The sequence below is a fragment of the Streptomyces coelicoflavus genome (assembly GCF_003112555.1).
Lineage (GTDB): Bacteria > Actinomycetota > Actinomycetes > Streptomycetales > Streptomycetaceae > Streptomyces > Streptomyces coelicoflavus.
Genome location: NZ_BEWB01000002.1, coordinates 61,555 through 76,539 on the forward strand (window position 1 = coordinate 61,555; position 14,985 = coordinate 76,539).

A 14,985-nucleotide genomic window follows, 5' to 3' on the forward strand; every position below is an offset into this window, starting at 1 on the left:
TCAGAGGACTTCGGAGGCGTACGGTGGCGGACACGTCGGACATCAGAACCCCGGCGCAGATCGAGGCGGACATCAAGCGCCGCCGCGAGGTGCTGGCCGAGACGCTCGACGAGCTCGGGATGCGGGTGCACCCCAAGACGATCGTCGACGACGCGAAGGCCAAGGTGGCCTCCAGTGTCGATCACACGCTGGGGCGGGCGTACGTCCAGGTCAACCGGGTGGTCAGCGATGTGAGGGCGCAGTTCGTGGACGAGCAGGGCGCCCCGCGGATGGAGCGTGTCGTGCCGGCCGCGCTGGTGGTGGCCGGGGTCGTGGGGCTGCTCGCGTTCGGCGGCACCCGGCGGCGCAAGCGCTGAGCGGGGGCAGGTAGGTTCAGGGCGTGAGCGCCAAGAAGAACGAGCACCCCCAGGACGACAAGCTGCCCATCCGGATGCTGCACGACCGCGTGCTCGTGCGGCAGGACTCGGGCGACGGCGAGCGGCGTTCCGGGGGCGGCATCCTGATCCCCGCGACGGCGGCCGTCGGCAAGCGGCTGGCCTGGGCCGAGGTCGTCGCGGTCGGGCAGAACGTCCGGACCGTGGAGCCGGGCGACCGGGTGCTGTACGACCCGGAGGACCGTGCCGAGGTCGAGGTGCGGGGTGTGGGCTACGTGCTGATGCGCGAGCGTGATCTGCACGCCGTGGCGGCGGACCGGTTCGAGGGGTCGGAGGACTCCACCGGGCTGTACCTCTGAATCACGGGTTCAGGTGGGACTTCGGGGGCTGGTGATCAAGGTCACCAGCCCCTTTCTCCTGTCTCCGCCTGTCTTTGCTACGTTGGGAAACACCCGACGAGACGCGCCGTACCGGGCCAGGAAAAGACGACGCACCCCGTTCAGTTCGTTCACGGAGGTGCCTGTCATGGCGTGGGTTCTGCTGTTCGTCGCCGGTCTGCTCGAGGTCGGCTGGTCGATCGGGATGAAGTACACCGACGGTTTCACCCGGCTGTGGCCGAGTGTGTTCACGGGTGCCGGGATCGTCGCGAGCATGGTGCTGCTGTCGTACGCGGCCCGGACGCTGCCCATCGGTACCGCCTACGGCGTGTGGGTGGGGATCGGTGCGGCCGGGGCGGCGGTGCTCGGCATGGTGGTGCTGGGGGAGCCGGCGACCGCCGCCCGGATCTTCTTCATTTGTTTGCTGCTGGTCGCCGTCGTGGGGCTGAAGGCGACCTCCGGTCACTGACGCCGGGGGGTGCCCGGGAAGCCCGGGAGACCGGTGTCGGAGTCGCCGCCGCCCGCGCCGTCGGTGGCCCCGCCGCCCGGGTCGGTGCCGCCGTTGGAGGAGTCGTCGCCGGGGTCGCCGCCCGAGTCGCCGCCGCCCGTGGGTCCGGGCTCGGTGCTGGGGCCGCCCGTGGAGGGAGTGCCGCCGCCGGTCGTCGGGGGGCCGGTCTCGGTGCCGCCGGAGTCGCCGGGCGGGGTGCTGCCGCCCGAGTCGCCCGGGGTCCGGGTGTCGTCCTCCTCGTCGGTGGACGGGGTGTCCGGGTCGCCGCTGCCGCTCTCGTCGCCGTCGCCGGGTTCGTCCGAGGCGTCGCTGCTCGGGGGCGCGGTGACGTCGGCGCCCGTCTGGAGCTGGAGGTCGAAGTCGGCGACGGGTTCGCCCTCGAGGGCGTTGCGGGTGTACTGGCTCCAGATCTCGGCGGGGGCGCCGCCGCCGTTGATCCGGGGGAGGCCCATGGCGCCGTAGAGGGACTTGTGGGCGGCGGTCTTGGGGTCCTGGCCCATGACGGCGACGACGGTCGCGAGGTCGGGGGTGTAGCCGGCGAACCAGGCGGCGGTGTCCTCCTCGGCGGTGCCGGTCTTGGCCGCGGCGGGGCGGCCGACGGCCTGGGCGGCGCTCGCGGTGCCGTTCTGGACGACGCTGCGCAGGACGGACGTGGTGGTGTCGGCGGCCTCGCGGCTGACGGCCTGGTGCTCGCGCCGTTCGGGCAGCTCGATCTCGTGCTTGCCGTCCTTCATGACCTTCTCGACCAGCGTGTAGGTGCTGTGCCTGCCGTGGTTGGCGAGGGTCGCGTAGGCCTCCGCCATGTCGAGGGGGCTGGCGGTGGCGACGCCGAGGGCGATGGAGGGGGAGGGGGTCAGTTCGGGCGTGTTCTTGGAGAGGCCGAGGTCGATCGCGGTCTGCATGACCTTGTCGGAGCCGACGTCGACGGCCATCTGGGCGTACACGGCGTTGATGGACTTGTCGGTGGCCTCGCGGACGGTGACGTTGCCGTAGTCGCGGTGGTCCTCGTTCTCCGGGGCGTAGCGGCCGCCGGCCCAGCCCTCGACGGGGCGTTCGCTGGTGCCGTCGTAGCGGGTGTTCGGGTTGATGGTGCGGCCGTCCTGCGTCTCGGAGTGGTTCTCGACGGCGGACGTGAACACGAAGGGCTTGAAGGTGGAGCCGACCTGGAAGTCGCGGCGGGTGGCGTTGGGCGTGTACTGCTTGACGTAGTCGATGCCGTTGTACATCGCGACGACCTTGCCGGTCTTCGGGTCGACGGAGGCGCCGCCCGCGCGGACGTAGGTGTCGACCTTGCGTTCCTTCTTGTCCAGCTGGGACATCAGTTTGTCGTCGACGGCCTTGACGAAGGCGTCCTGCTTGTCCTTCTGGAGGGTGGTGGTGATGCGGTAGCCGCCGCGGCCGAGTTCCTCCTCGTCGACGATGCCGTTCTCGATCAGGTACTTCTTGACGATGTTGACGACGTAGCCGCGCTGTCCGGACATGTTGGTGGAGATCGTGGACTGCTTGGGCTTGGGGAACTTCGCTGCGGCGCGGTCGGAGGGGCTGAGCCAGCCCTTGTCGACCATGCCGTTCATGACGTAGTTCCAGCGGGCCTCGGCGGCGGGCTTGTTCTCGGGGTGGGCGACGACGTCGTACTGGCTGGGGGCGTTGAGCAGGGAGGCGAGGTAGGCGCCCTGGGCGGCGGTGAGGTCCTTGGCGTCGACGCCGAAGTAGGCCTGGGCGGCGGACTGGATGCCGTAGGCGCCGCGGCCGAAGAAGCTGGTGTTGAGGTAGCCCTCGAGGATCTCGGACTTGCTCTTCTCGCGGTCGAGCTTGATCGCGATGAAGAACTCCTTCACCTTGCGGGTGACGGTCTGGTCCTGGGCCAGGTAGTAGTTCTTGACGTACTGCTGGGTGATCGTGGAGCCGGACTGCTTGCCCTTGCCGGTGGCGGTGTTCCAGCCGGCGCGGACCATCGCCATGGGGTCGATGGCGGACTCGGAGTAGAAGTCGCGGTCCTCGGCGGCGAGCACGGCGTGCTGGGCGTCCTTGGAGATGCGGGCGAGGCCGACGCTCTCGCGGTTGACCTCGCCGTCGCGGGCGAGGACGCTGCCGTCGGCGTACAGGTAGACGTTGGACTGCTTGGTGGCGAGCGCGTTGGCGGCGGGGATCTGCACCAGGTGGTAGCCGAGGAAGAAGCCTCCGACGATCAGCAGCAGGCCGACGACGACGGTGCTCAGCACGATGCGCCAGGTGGGGATCAGCCGGCGCCAGCCGGTGCGCTTGGGCCGCTTGGGCTTCTTCGCCTTCCCGGCGGCCTCCGGTGCTCCCGACGCCCAGCCCCGGTTCGGCTGCTGTGGCTGCGGCTGCGGCTCGTCGCTCATCTCGTGCACGGACTCCTGTTTCATTTCGTACGGTTTTCGTACGTCTGAGTTCTTCTGAAGAAGACTCTCGCACCGTGGGTTCCGTTCCCACTCGACGGCACACCCGTGAAATTCCGTGGCGGGGGCCTTGGCGGTCGCACTAGGCTCCTGCGCTTCGGTGCCGGTCGGAGGGGGAGGGCTGTGAGTGCGGGCTCGGGGCGGTTGTACGGGGCCGTCGCGGCGGGTGGATTCCGACGGTACGCGACGTATCGGGCGGCCACGGCGGCCGGGGTGTTCACGAACACCGTCTTCGGACTGATCCTCGTATACACCTATCTGGCCCTGTGGGACGAGAAACCGCAGCTCGGAGGGTATGACCAGGCGCAGGCCGTGACGTTCGTGTGGCTGGGGCAGGCGCTGCTGGCGGCGCTGGCGATCGGCGGCGGGGGCTTCGAGGACGAGCTGATGGAGCGCATCCGTACGGGTGATGTGGCCGTCGATCTGTACCGTCCGGTCGATCTCCAGATGTGGTGGCTGGCGGCGGACGTGGGCCGGGCGGTGTTCCAGCTGCTGGGCCGCGGGGTGGTGCCGTTCGTGTTCGGATCGTTGTTCTTTCCGGTGGCGCTGCCGCGGGAGGTCTCCGTGTGGGCGGCGTTCCTGGTGACGCTGGTGCTGGCGATGCTGGTGGGTTTCGCGCTGCGCTATCTGGTGGCGCTGTCGGCGTTCTGGCTGCTGGACGGGACCGGGGTGACGCAGATGGCGTGGCTGGCGGGACTGTTCTGCTCGGGGATGCTGCTGCCGCTGAACGTGTTCCCGGGGGCGCTCGGCGACGTGGTGCGGGCGCTGCCGTGGTCGTCGCTGCTCCAGGCACCGGCGGACGTGCTGCTCGGGGAGGCGGATCCGCTGCGGACGTATCTGTTCCAGGCGTCCTGGGCGGTGGCGCTGCTGGCACTGGGCCGGCTGGTGCAGTCGGCGGCGACGCGACGGGTGGTGGTCCAGGGTGGCTGAGCCGGCCGGCACGGAGGTACGGCGCGGGCGGGCCGTCGAGGGGGTGCGTGCGTACGGGCTGATCGCCGGGATGTGGATCAGGTCGACGATGGCGTACCGGACGTCGTTCGCGCTGACGACGGTCGGGAACTTCGCGATGACCGCGCTGGACTTCGTGGCGATCCTGCTGATGTTCTCCCGGGTCGACGCGCTGGGCGGCTGGTCGCTGCCCGAGGTGGCGTTCCTGTACGGACTGTCCGGGGTGTCCTTCGGTCTGGCCGACCTGGCGATCGGCTCGATGGAGCGGCTGGGGCGCCGGGTGCGGGACGGCACGCTGGACACGCTGCTGGTGCGTCCGGTGCCGGTGCTCGCGCAGGTGGCGGCGGACCGGTTCGCGCTGCGCCGGCTGGGCCGGGTGCTGCAGGGGCTGCTGGTGCTCGGGTACGCGCTGGTGGTCCTCGACGTCGACTGGACGGCGGGGAAGCTGCTGCTGATGCCGGTGGCGCTGCTGAGCGGGGCGGGGATCTTCTGCGCGGTGTTCGTGGCGGCGGGGGCGTTCCAGTTCGCGGCGCAGGACGCCTCGGAGGTGGCCAACGCCTTCACCTATGGCGGTACGACGATGTTGCAGTACCCGCCGACGGTGTTCGCCCTCGACCTGGTGCGCGGGGCGACGTTCGTGGTGCCGCTGGCGTTCGTGAACTGGCTGCCGGCGAGCTATCTGCTGGGGCGGCCGTATCCGCTGGACCTGCCGGAGTGGGTGGCGTTCACGCCGCCGCTCGCGGCCGTGGCCTGCTGCGCCCTGGCGGGGCTGGCCTGGCGGGCGGGCCTGCGTTCGTACCGGAGCACCGGGAGCTGAGGGAGATGCGGGAGATGCGGGAGAGCCGGCGAACGAGGGAGACGGCGGAGACGGCGGAGACGGAGACCGTGACGGTGACGGAGACGGAGACGGGCGTCGCGCCCTTCATCGAGCTGGACGGCGTCGAGAAGGTCTTCGACGTGCGCAAGAAGACCGGTTTCATGAAGCGGGAGCGGCGGCAGGTGCGCGCCGTGGACGGGCTGTCGTTCACGGTGTCGCGTGGCGAGATGGTGGGCTACATCGGTCCCAACGGCGCCGGGAAGTCGACGACGATCAAGATGCTCACCGGCATCCTGACGCCGAGCGGCGGCCGGCTGCGGGTGGCCGGCATCGACCCGTCCCGGGACCGGACCCGGCTGGCGCACCGCATGGGCGTGGTCTTCGGGCAGCGCACGACGCTGTGGTGGGACCTGCCGCTGATCGACTCCTACCGGCTGGTGCACCGCATGTACCGCGTTCCCGACGCCCGTTATCGGGAGAACCTGGACCGCTGCGTGGAACTCCTCCAGCTCCAGGACCTGTTGGACGTGCCGGTGCGGCAACTGTCGCTCGGCCAGCGGATGCGCGGCGACATCGCGGCGGCGCTGCTGCACGATCCGGACGTGCTGTACCTGGACGAGCCGACGATCGGTCTCGACGTGGTCTCGAAGAACAAGGTGCGGGGGTTTCTGCGGGACTTGAACGCGGAGCGCGGCACGACGGTGCTGCTGACCACGCACGACCTCCAGGACATCGAGCAGCTGTGCTCGCGGGTCATGGTCATCGACCACGGTCGGCTGATGTACGACGGTCCGCTGGACGGCCTGCACGAGGTGGGGGAGAGCGAACGCACCCTGGTGGTGGACCTGGAACGGGAGTTGCCGCCGATCGAGGTGCCGGAGCCGGCGCGGGTGGTGCGGGTGGAGGGGCCGCGGCAGTGGCTGGCGTTCCCGGCGTCGGCGTCGGCGGCCGGGCTGGTGGCGGCGGTCGCGGCCCGGTATCCGCTGGTGGACCTGTCGGTGCGGGAGCCGGACATCGAGTCGGTGATCGCGAAGATGTACGCGGAACGCGCGGGCGCGTAGTGTCCGGCGCGGTCACCTCGTAGGCTGCTGTTCATGACCGACGACGCCCCGGAACTCCGCGCATCCGACGCCGACCGTGAACGAGTCGCCGAGGTCCTGCGCGACGCCCTCGCCGAGGGGCGCCTGGACATGACCGAGTTCGAGGAGCGGCTGGACGCCACGTACAGCGCGCGGACGTACGGCGAGCTGGCGCCGATCACCCGTGACCTGCCGGTCGGCACGGTGGCCGAGGCGCCCCGGGTGTCGATGACCAAGGAGCCCGCGCGGGACGGGGGCTGGGCGGGGCGGATCACCGGCGCGGAGCCCTCGTCGACCTGGGCGGTCGCGGTGATGTCCGGCTTCCAGCGCAAGGGGCGCTGGACGGTGCCGGGGCGGTTCAACTGCTTCGCGTTCTGGGGCGGTGGGGAGATCGATCTGCGCGAGGCGGACTTCTCGGCCGGCGAGGTCGTGATCAACTGCGTCGCGGTCATGGGCGGGATGAACGTGGTCGTGCCGCCGGGTGTCGAGGTGATCGTGCGCGGCATCGGCATCATGGGCGGCTTCGACCACAGCGAGGAGGGCGTCCCCGGTGACCGGGGCGCCCCGCGCGTGGTCGTGACGGGCTTCGCCTTCTGGGGCGGCGTCGGCGTCGAGCGCAAGGTGACGCGGGCGGAGCGGCAGCGTCTGAAGGAGGAGCGCCGGCAGGAGAAGCTGGAGCGCAGGGCCGCGCGGAGGGAGCTGCACTCCGCTGCCCGGGAGGACGCGGAGGACGCCCACCGCAGGATGCTGGACGACCACCGGGACATGCTGCGCGAGCACCGCGACGACCGCCGCGACCGCCGCGACCTGCGCCGCGAGGACCGCGACCGCCGCAGGCGGGGCGAGGACTGACGCCCGAGGCACGCACGCCTGGGGCACGCCCGGGGCCGCGCACGACGGTGAACGCCTCCCCCGGCTCCGGCGAGTCGGCAAGTCGGCGGCTACGGCGTATGACGGGCCGCGACGCAGTACCCCGTGCCGCCGAGGGAGTGGACACCGGCCACGCCCATCGGCAGCTCGTGGGTGTCGGCGCGGGCGAGCAGCCGCAGGACGTCCGCGCTGACGCTCCGCACGTCCCCGCGGCTGGAGACGGGGGTGCCGGGCCACAGGCGGGCGGCGAGTTGTCCGGCACAGGCGAGGTCGATCGTGTTGAGTCCGCTGAGCGCGACGTGCGCCGGCCGGGGGCTCGGACGGTGCCGGAGCAGCACGCCGTCCAGCGGCATCGGCCGGTCGGGCGCGTCGGGGACCGGCGGGCTGAGCAGCGCACACGTGTGCAGCACGGGGCTGCCCGCGTCCCCGGGGGTCGCGGCCCGCAGCCGGAGGGCGGTGGAGCCCCCGCGCATGTGCGGCAGGTCGGGGCACTCCATCAGCGTGAGGGCCTGGGAGAGGGAGCCGTGGACGAGGTCGACCCCGCAGACCACCACGTCGTCCGCCCGGCCCAGGGTCACCAGGTCCTGGGCCACGGCCAGGGCCGTCATGCTTCCGCCGGACGAGCCGACGAGTACGAGCGTTTCGTCGAAGCCGAGCCGTCCGGCCGTCGAGGGGACGGCGAGGCTCAGCGGCGGACCGGCGTCCCGGGGCGAGAGGGCGGCGAACGCCTGCTCGCCCGCGTCCGCGAGCAGGGAGGTCACGACGAGCGCGGTGCGCCGCCCCGGCTCGGGGGCGAGTCCGGTCAGCGCGCTCTCGAGAAGTTCGGCCCAGGGGAGACCGCCCGCGGTGTGGGGCCGTTCGACATGACCGGTCACGGTGAGGGGAACCACGGGCCGGCCGTGGGGGTCCGTTGGGTCCGATGGGTCCGTTGGGGCGGGGCGGGAGTCGGGGGCGGTCTGCCACAGCTCGGCCGTCGCGGACGCCTCCTCGTCTCCGGTCAGTTCCGCGGTCACCACGACGACCTGGTCGGCGCGGTGCGCCGCGAGCCAGAGCTGTGCCAGTCGCCCGGCCTGCCCGGGGTCGGCGGGGACGGTGGCGATGGGGCCGTGGGCGCCGAGGAGTGCGGACACGCTCCGGGCGATGCGCCCGACCGGGAAGTAGGCGATCGACCGGAAGAGGTCGGTGGCGGCCCGTTCACCGCGCTGCATCGAGGAGCCGAACTCGGGAAGCCGTCGCAGCAGCGCGTGCTGGTCGCCCCGGTCGGTGGCGAGGACGAGACCGAGCCGGGGAGCGGCCGCGAGGGAGGGGACGCTGTCCCGCAGCGCGCGGGCCGCCCGCCCGGCGGCCCGCGTGACGTACAGGCCGTGGTCGAACCGCCTGGTCCGCAGCACCTCTTCGGCGGTCGCGGGGGAGAGCCCTTCGGGCAGGGCGGTGGACGCGCCGAGTACGGTCGCCGGCCGCCGGCCGTACTCGGCGCGCTGGGTGGCGATCGGCCTCATGCCGGTGGTTCCCCGCTCCCGGTGGTGTTCGCCGTCGAGGGCGGGGTCCAGTCCTGGTACGCCGAGGCCGGGTAGATGGCCCAGTAGACCTCGGCGGACTCGGGGCTCCTGGCGTCGTACACCTTGACCGTCACCAGGTCCTTCTGGGACAGGGACATCCCGAGGTTCGCCGTGCCACGGGCCTTGGCGGCGAGGGGCGTGAGGGACTTGGTGCCGGTCGCCGTGCCGTCGGGCGGCACCAGAGCGTCCTCCTTCACCCGGGGCGGGCCCTGGTAGAACTCGCAGACGACCTCGTCGATCTGCTGGAGTCCGTTGTTGAAGATCTCGACGCCGACCGTGACGGTGCCGTCCGCGGTGGCGTCCCCGAAGGACACGGACCGGCTGTAGCCGCGGAGCAACGGGTCGTGCGCGAAGGGCTCGAGAGGGATGAGCATCGGCTCGGGCTGCTTGTAGTGGCTGTTCCAGCCCTTCCCCGGGAGCGAGACGTCGTAGTCGACCATGAGGCAGCCCATGGTCTTGTGGTGGTAGATGTAGGGCGTGACCTCGTAGTCGTAGTCGGAGCTCGTCACCGCGCCCGACTTGATGCTGACCGTGAGGTCGGTGGTGCTGGTGAGCGAGGTCGTGCTCAGGGTCGTCTTCGCGTACGCGTCGGTCTTGGTGATGTCGAGACCGAAGTTGACCGGCACGTACTGGAGGAGGGACGTGCTGAGCGAGAACTGCTCGCTCCTGGACGTGGTTTGGCGCACCGTGTGGTCCTTGCCGATGTTCTTCTTGTCCATGGTGGACTCGGCGTAGGTGACCGTCGATCCCTCCTTCTCGTCGGAGACGGGGTAGGAGTCGAGCTGGAAGACCAGCCGGGAGGGATCGTAGCCCTCTCGGTCGGTGTCGACGTAGCTGAGCAGCACGCCCGGTGTCGAGCGGGGCACGTAGCCCAGTTCCGGGGCACCGGCGGCGGTGAGCAGCTTCTGGACCGGATCCGGCGTGGTGGGGAAGACGACCGCCAGCGTGCCGTCGGGCTCCCCCTTGTTCGTGGACTTCCGGTAGACCGGGTACGTCCAGACGTAGTACTCCATCCCGTACACCGCGAGCATGTCGTTGTCCGACGTCTGTGACATGACGCGGACGGACGTGGTGGTGGAGTGCTCGTCGGACTTGCTGAACCTGCGGCCGTACGAGTTGCTCATCTTGTCCTGGAGCGACTGCTGCTTGACGCCGATCTTCACCGCGGTGTCGTCGGTGAACGTCCACTCCCTGTTCGACGAGACGGTGGTGCCGGTGGTCACCGTGCCGGCCGTGCCGTAGACGAGGGTCGGCTTCGCCTTGGCGACGGAGGCCTCGTACGGCGGTGACTTGACGACGGCGAGGAGCTGGCCGCCGGCCCCGTCCTTCGAGGTCGTGGAGAACGTCGGCGGCCCCAGGACGACGCTCCTGCCGGTCACGTCGCTGGGGAGGGCGAAGAGCGGGCCGGGCTTCCTGAAGTCCACGGTCATCAGCGCGGTGACGCTCTGCGGCACGCCCGGCCTGCCGGAGTACAAAGGGAACTTCTTGGTCTGGGGATCGACCGGCAGCAGGCCCGCGGCGACGGTGGCCCTGCCCCTCATCATCTCCCCGAGGTCGGCGCCGCATCCGGTGACGACCACGCCCAGGACGCCCTGCGTATCGCCTTGAGGCGGCTGATCCCGGTGAGCCGGCAGGACTTCGCCGAACAGCCCGGCCGCCACGTGCAGGTCGATGGAGGCGAGCGGCATCGCCCGCTTGTTCTCCTCCTTCGTCCCGGCATCGCCGACGTACGCCCGGCACGCGACGTGGTCGGTCAGAGGATTCAGCTTCATCCTCGTCGGGCCGGCCGCGTCCGGTGCGAGTTCGTAAAGGACGACCACCCCGCAACCCTTGTACGTGGTCCCGGCCTTGGGGGTGTAGCTGCCGGCGTACGCCACGACCAGCTGGTGCACTCCGCCGGTGCTGCCGTCGTCGTTGACCAGCTGGAGGTCCGCGGCGGCCAGCCGGAACAGGGGGCGTTCGGGCTTGACGCCGGTGACTTGGGGCGTCGTGGTCAGCAGGAACGCGTCCGAGGACTCGCTGCCGAAGTTCCACACGCCGAGGCGTGGGCTGCCGTCGCTCGCGGGGCAGGCCACCGCAACCTGCTGGTCGGAAGTGCTCCGCAGCAGGCAGGCCGCGGTCATGTCGACCACGGCGTCGGCTGCCACGTCGGGGACGACCTGCCGGGCGACGGTGGTGGGGGGCTCGGGAGCGGGGCCCAGCACACCCGGGCCGACATCGTGCAGGGTCAGCGTGTTGCCGTCCAGGGTGGCGATCACGACGTGCGCTGCGGTCCCCCGGCGCACCAGCGTGCCGGCAACCGGCCGCCCCGTCACGGACGTGAGGCGCAGCGGGTCGCTCAGCTTCCCGGAGGAGCAGTCCATCGACTGGAGGAAGACCCCGTTCGCGTCCTGCCCCAGCAGCTGCATGCGGCTCTCGTCGGTGCGCTGCGGGTCCAGGCCCACGAGCAGGCGCAGGTTCTTGTCCCGGACCGAGAACGTCGTGGGGGTGGCCTCGCTGCCGATGATCCACAGCTCGTCGCCGGTGAGCAGGTGGACGTGCTGCACCGCCGAGGTCGTGTCGGTGTCCGCCAGGACGTCCAGGATGTCGGCGGTGACGGTCTCCCGCGCATCGACGGGCGTGCCGCCCTGGTTGTCGTAGGTGACGCGGGTGTACTGGGCCTTGCTGCCGCCCTTGGGCGTTCCGACGAGGGTGAGGTCCAGCACCTCGTAGAGGGTGCGGCCCAACTGCAGGGGGTGGGCGGGCGGCTGGTCGTCGCGTGGCACGGTCACGGCCTCCGGTGGAAGAACAGGTCGGAGGTCCCGAAGCCGTACAGCCAGACCGACTTGGCCTTGGCGCCGGCCAGGTGCTCCTGGTCCAGGTGGAACTCGAGGTCGCGCTGCGACTCCTCGAGGGTCTTCAGTTCCTCGTCGACGGGTGTCCCGGCCGGAATGGTGGCCGTCACCTTGACGTTGGCTCCGCCGCCGGGAGTGGGGTGCCACCCGCCCCGGTAGGTGATCCTCCGAAGGCCCTCGCCGCTGATCTGCTGGTTCTCGTCCACCGTGAACGTCCCGAAGTCCAGCGTTCCGGTGGGGTGTGTGACCCGCACGTCGTAGGTGCCCGCGAGATTCCCGGTCATGGTCATCCTCTGATCTCGTGCTCGAGCAGGGTGAGCATGGTCGTGGTGAAACTGCCCCGCTGGAACGCGTTCTGCAGCTTCGACCTGAACGCCTCCATCTGGGAGCCAGGGGTCATGAAGCTGAGCAGAGACGCGATCCAGGGGGGCATGCCAACGGAGTCGGGGGTCAGGCTCACCCGGATGGTCCCGCCGATCACGACGCTGTCCAAGGTGATGTCGTCACCCGTTTTGACGACGTAGGAGAGCGTGTTGTCGTCGATCGCCTGGACGACCGTGCCCTGTCCGCCGGCGTGGCTCGTCGTGACCTTCTTGCCCAGGTCCCAGACGGCGCAGGGCTGGTCGCAGGTGTAGTGGCCGTTGACCTCCAGGCGGGCGAATTTGAAGGGGAGATGGGCGGTGGACTCGTCCACCGTGGTCGCGGTGTCGATGGTCACTTTGCTGAGAGCCGTGATCTTCTGGGAGCTCAGCGTGTAGGAGGCGTCACCGTCGCTGGACCACCTCAAGCTGCCTCGGCCGCCCCCGTCCAGGGTCTGGCAGACACCGATGTCCCCGGCGTTCTTCTGTACGTCGTCGGCCAGTTTCGCCTGCGTGGCGAGGCCGGGCAGTTGGCCCTCCACCCACGGCTGCATGTTCTGCCAGGCGTCGACCACCTGCTGAGGCGTGAACGTCATGGGCGGACTCCTTCCTGCTCGGCGGCTGCCGCCGTGACGCGGAGCATCCCGGGGGCGTACACCGTTCCGTACGCGTCCGTCTGTCCCGCGACCCGGTAGCTGCCGGACCGCACGGACGAGGGCACGGTCAGCCGCACGGTGGTGCTGCCGGTCTGGATGCCGTACACGCGGGTGGTTCCGATGAACACGGACTTCACCGCGTGCAGGTTGCGTCCGGTCAGCGACAGGGTGCCGGGGGCCCGCACCGGATCGGGCCGCATGGTGTCGATCTTCGGTTCGTCGTCCGGCACCGTGACGTCGAAGTGGCCGGTGCCCTGCGCCGTGACCGGTCCCTGGCCCGGGCTGTGGACGAGCACGGTGAAGTCGCCGCTGTGCGAGTTGACCCCGACGGTCACCGTGACCGAACCGGCCCGCGGATCGACGCCGGTGACGGCGAGGGTGGAGAGACCGTTCAGATGCACGGTGGTGTTGTCGGTCGTCGCGTCGTCCGGCAGACCGGTGAGCGCGAGGGTCACCGACGTGTTGACCGGGCCGCGCTCGGGGGTGAAATGCGTGATGTTCACAGAAATCGCCTCACGTGCGGTGTTCGCCACTGGCAGATCGCCGGTTTCGCCTGCTCCGGCAGGACTGGCCGGCCACCGGGGCCGTTCTCGGGGCAGACCTCGGAGAACCGTGCTCTCGGCCGGTGTCGGTGACAATCCCTGGCATGCGGAGCTCCTTCGTCCTGGTCACGACCGTGTACCGGCCGGCCGCAGGCTCCTTGCCGCGGCGCTGCCAGGCTTTCACCGCATCCCGTCATTGACTGCGGAATATGCCCCATTTGTGGCGTGTTGGTCGGGCGCGCCCCGCCCGGACGCCCCTACGCCTCGACCGGCACCGCGCCCTTCAGCACGTCCAGGTCGAGGATCTCGCCCATGCGGGCGTAGCCCTTGTCGCCGGGGTGGAGGTGGTCGCCGCTGTCGTAGTCGGAGCGCATCCGGCGCGGGTCGTAGGGGTCGCGCAGGGCCTTGTCGAAGTCGACGACCGCGTCGAAGACCCGGCCGGAGCGGATCTCCTCGTTGATCTCCTGCCGCATCGTCTCGCGGGCCCCGGTGTAGCCGCCGTAGCCGCCGAACGGTGTGATCGTCCCGCCGACGACCCGCAGCCCCCGGGCGTGCGCCTGGTCGACGAGGGTGCGCAGGCCGGTGAGGACGGCGTCGCGGTCGGCGAGTTCCGGGCTGTGCAGGATGTCGTTGACGCCGAGGAGGATGACGACGGCCTTGACGCCCGTGCGGTGCAGCACGTCGCGTTCGAAGCGGCTCAGGCCGCTCGGGTTGTCGGCCGGCCGGCCCGTCCTGCCGGTCAGGAGCCGGTTGCCGCTGATGCCCTCATTCACGACGCTGTAGCGGGGCGTGTCCCGGCCGTCGCCCGCCGCGTCGTGCAGCCGCTCGGCGAGGACGTCGGTCCAGCGGTGGTTGGCGTCGACGTCGGCGCCGAGACCGTCGGTGATCGAGTCGCCGAAGGCCACCACCGTGCCGTCCGCCTCGTGGCTCAGTACGTCCAGCGCGGTCAGGTAGCGCCAGTACGGCGTGGGCGTGGTGTAGGCGACGCCGGTGACGTCCGCCGTGCGGTCGCCGTCGGCGAGGTAGCTGGTCTGCCGCGCCATCGGGTGGTAGGTCACCGGCCCGGACGGGATGGGGGAGTACGTGGTGACCAGGACGTTCGCCCCGTACGGGATGGCGATGCGGGCGACGTCGCTCATCACCTGGCCGCCCGCCGGGATGATCACCCGGGCGCTGCCGCCGAAGGTCAGCCGGCGCATGGTGTCGGCGATCGCGGCGGCCGTGTCGGGTCCCGCGGCCAGGGCTATTGAGGCGTGCGTGACGGTCAGCGGCGACTGGCCGTACAGGTTGGACAGGGTGATGCGCGCGCTGGTGCCGCCGACCGAGGTGTGCACGACGTTGCGCACGGAGCGGCCCGCCATGCCGGTCGTCCCGGTGCCCGGCTCGGCCGCCGCCGGCGCGGTGGCCCAGGCGCCCACCCAGGCGCCCGTGGAGGCGGGGGCGACGTCTCCCCGCGGGAGACGGCCTCCGGCCCGCAGCGCGTGGTCCCTGGTGCCGTCGTCCGCGGACGCTCCGGCGTATATGGCCGCGGAGATCGCCACTATCAGGGTGACGATCGCCGCGAGCAGGGCACGGTGCTTGGTGGGGGGCGCCCCCGCACCCCCGTCACGACCCCGGGTCATGCTGTGCTGTTCTCCTCGGG

Annotated in this window: 14 protein-coding genes and 1 riboswitch; of the genes, 7 read left to right on the forward strand and 7 right to left on the reverse strand. The window is 70.9% G+C overall.

What is annotated here, in order from left to right; all coding sequences use genetic code 11:
- Window positions 1–23 precede the first annotated feature (23 nt).
- The 3 genes from Sco07f_RS00510 to Sco07f_RS00520 all read left to right on the forward strand — a co-directional run bounded on the left by Sco07f_RS00510 (window position 24) and on the right by Sco07f_RS00520 (window position 1,220).
- Complete coding sequence (locus tag Sco07f_RS00510; RefSeq protein WP_007388586.1) at window positions 24–356, forward strand: DUF3618 domain-containing protein; 333 nt, start codon at window positions 24–26, stop codon at window positions 354–356.
- A gap of 74 nt (window positions 357–430) precedes the next feature.
- Complete coding sequence (locus tag Sco07f_RS00515; protein WP_202483635.1) at window positions 431–733, forward strand: GroES family chaperonin; 303 nt, start codon at window positions 431–433, stop codon at window positions 731–733.
- A 71-nt stretch (window positions 734–804) separates the two neighbouring features.
- Window positions 805–869: riboswitch (guanidine-III (ykkC-III) riboswitch) on the forward strand.
- 30 nt (window positions 870–899) lie between these two features.
- Window positions 900–1,220, forward strand: a complete 321-nt coding sequence (locus Sco07f_RS00520; protein WP_007388588.1) for a DMT family transporter — start codon at window positions 900–902, stop codon at window positions 1,218–1,220.
- On the opposite strand, the gene Sco07f_RS00525 is transcribed toward Sco07f_RS00520, so the two are convergent.
- Window positions 1,214–3,622, reverse strand: a complete 2,409-nt coding sequence (locus Sco07f_RS00525; protein WP_174855302.1) for a transglycosylase domain-containing protein — start codon at window positions 3,620–3,622, stop codon at window positions 1,214–1,216. The genes Sco07f_RS00520 and Sco07f_RS00525 overlap by 7 nt on opposite strands.
- A gap of 180 nt (window positions 3,623–3,802) precedes the next feature.
- Here Sco07f_RS00525 and Sco07f_RS00530 point away from each other — a divergent pair, with 180 nt between their 5' ends.
- Genes Sco07f_RS00530 through Sco07f_RS00545 form a run of 4 tightly spaced genes read left to right on the forward strand, consistent with a single transcriptional unit; the run spans window position 3,803 to window position 7,375 of the window.
- Window positions 3,803–4,609 (forward strand): ABC transporter permease, encoded by an 807-nt coding sequence (locus Sco07f_RS00530; RefSeq protein ID WP_108986623.1) that lies wholly within the window; start codon window positions 3,803–3,805, stop codon window positions 4,607–4,609.
- A complete protein-coding gene (locus Sco07f_RS00535) occupies window positions 4,602–5,444 on the forward strand; it encodes an ABC transporter permease (protein ID WP_007450059.1) in 843 nt (280 codons plus the stop codon). Before Sco07f_RS00530 ends, Sco07f_RS00535 begins: the two co-directional genes overlap by 8 nt.
- 5 nt (window positions 5,445–5,449) lie before the next feature.
- The gene (locus tag Sco07f_RS00540) at window positions 5,450–6,505 is read left to right on the forward strand and encodes an ABC transporter ATP-binding protein (protein ID WP_244941965.1); all 1,056 of its coding nucleotides are present in this window, start codon (window positions 5,450–5,452) and stop codon (window positions 6,503–6,505) included.
- Window positions 6,506–6,538: 33 nt separating this feature from the next.
- Window positions 6,539–7,375, forward strand: coding sequence for a DUF1707 SHOCT-like domain-containing protein (locus Sco07f_RS00545; protein ID WP_087790772.1), 837 nt, complete (start codon window positions 6,539–6,541; stop codon window positions 7,373–7,375).
- An 89-nt stretch (window positions 7,376–7,464) separates the two neighbouring features.
- Here the strand turns inward: Sco07f_RS00545 and Sco07f_RS00550 are convergent, their stop codons facing one another.
- From Sco07f_RS00550 to Sco07f_RS00575, 6 genes are all read right to left on the reverse strand, one after another.
- Complete coding sequence (locus Sco07f_RS00550; RefSeq protein WP_108986624.1) at window positions 7,465–8,892, reverse strand: hypothetical protein; 1,428 nt, start codon at window positions 8,890–8,892, stop codon at window positions 7,465–7,467.
- Window positions 8,889–11,723, reverse strand: a complete 2,835-nt coding sequence (locus Sco07f_RS00555; protein ID WP_108986625.1) for a hypothetical protein — start codon at window positions 11,721–11,723, stop codon at window positions 8,889–8,891. The genes Sco07f_RS00550 and Sco07f_RS00555 overlap by 4 nt, the downstream gene beginning before the upstream one ends.
- On the reverse strand, window positions 11,720–12,070 hold the full coding sequence (locus Sco07f_RS00560; protein WP_159106910.1) for a hypothetical protein: 351 nt from the start codon (window positions 12,068–12,070) through the stop codon (window positions 11,720–11,722). The genes Sco07f_RS00555 and Sco07f_RS00560 overlap by 4 nt, the downstream gene beginning before the upstream one ends.
- 2 nt (window positions 12,071–12,072) lie before the next feature.
- Window positions 12,073–12,741: a hypothetical protein gene (locus Sco07f_RS00565; RefSeq protein ID WP_087790776.1), complete on the reverse strand. Its 669-nt coding sequence runs from the start codon at window positions 12,739–12,741 to the stop codon at window positions 12,073–12,075.
- On the reverse strand, window positions 12,738–13,304 hold the full coding sequence (locus Sco07f_RS00570) for a hypothetical protein (protein ID WP_108986627.1): 567 nt from the start codon (window positions 13,302–13,304) through the stop codon (window positions 12,738–12,740). Before Sco07f_RS00570 ends, Sco07f_RS00565 begins: the two co-directional genes overlap by 4 nt.
- Before the next feature lie 296 nt (window positions 13,305–13,600).
- A complete protein-coding gene (locus tag Sco07f_RS00575) occupies window positions 13,601–14,965 on the reverse strand; it encodes an SGNH/GDSL hydrolase family protein (RefSeq protein ID WP_108986628.1) in 1,365 nt (454 codons plus the stop codon).
- Between the last annotated feature and the right edge of the window lie 20 nt (window positions 14,966–14,985).

What these genes read in the sequence shown, in the direction of transcription:
- Sco07f_RS00525 (WP_174855302.1), bottom strand. Translation starts at nt 3,622, where the DNA reads ATGAGCGACGAGCCGCAGCCGCAGCCACAGCAGCCGAACCGGGGCTGG.
- Sco07f_RS00545 (WP_087790772.1), top strand. Translation starts at nt 6,539, where the DNA reads ATGACCGACGACGCCCCGGAACTCCGCGCATCCGACGCCGACCGTGAA.
- Sco07f_RS00515 (WP_202483635.1), top strand. Translation starts at nt 431, where the DNA reads ATGCTGCACGACCGCGTGCTCGTGCGGCAGGACTCGGGCGACGGCGAG.
- Sco07f_RS00520 (WP_007388588.1), top strand. Translation starts at nt 900, where the DNA reads ATGGCGTGGGTTCTGCTGTTCGTCGCCGGTCTGCTCGAGGTCGGCTGG.
- Sco07f_RS00540 (WP_244941965.1), top strand. Translation starts at nt 5,450, where the DNA reads ATGCGGGAGATGCGGGAGAGCCGGCGAACGAGGGAGACGGCGGAGACG.
- Sco07f_RS00575 (WP_108986628.1), bottom strand. Translation starts at nt 14,965, where the DNA reads ATGACCCGGGGTCGTGACGGGGGTGCGGGGGCGCCCCCCACCAAGCAC.
- Sco07f_RS00550 (WP_108986624.1), bottom strand. Translation starts at nt 8,892, where the DNA reads ATGAGGCCGATCGCCACCCAGCGCGCCGAGTACGGCCGGCGGCCGGCG.
- Sco07f_RS00565 (WP_087790776.1), bottom strand. Translation starts at nt 12,741, where the DNA reads ATGACGTTCACGCCTCAGCAGGTGGTCGACGCCTGGCAGAACATGCAG.
- Sco07f_RS00560 (WP_159106910.1), bottom strand. Translation starts at nt 12,070, where the DNA reads ATGACCGGGAATCTCGCGGGCACCTACGACGTGCGGGTCACACACCCC.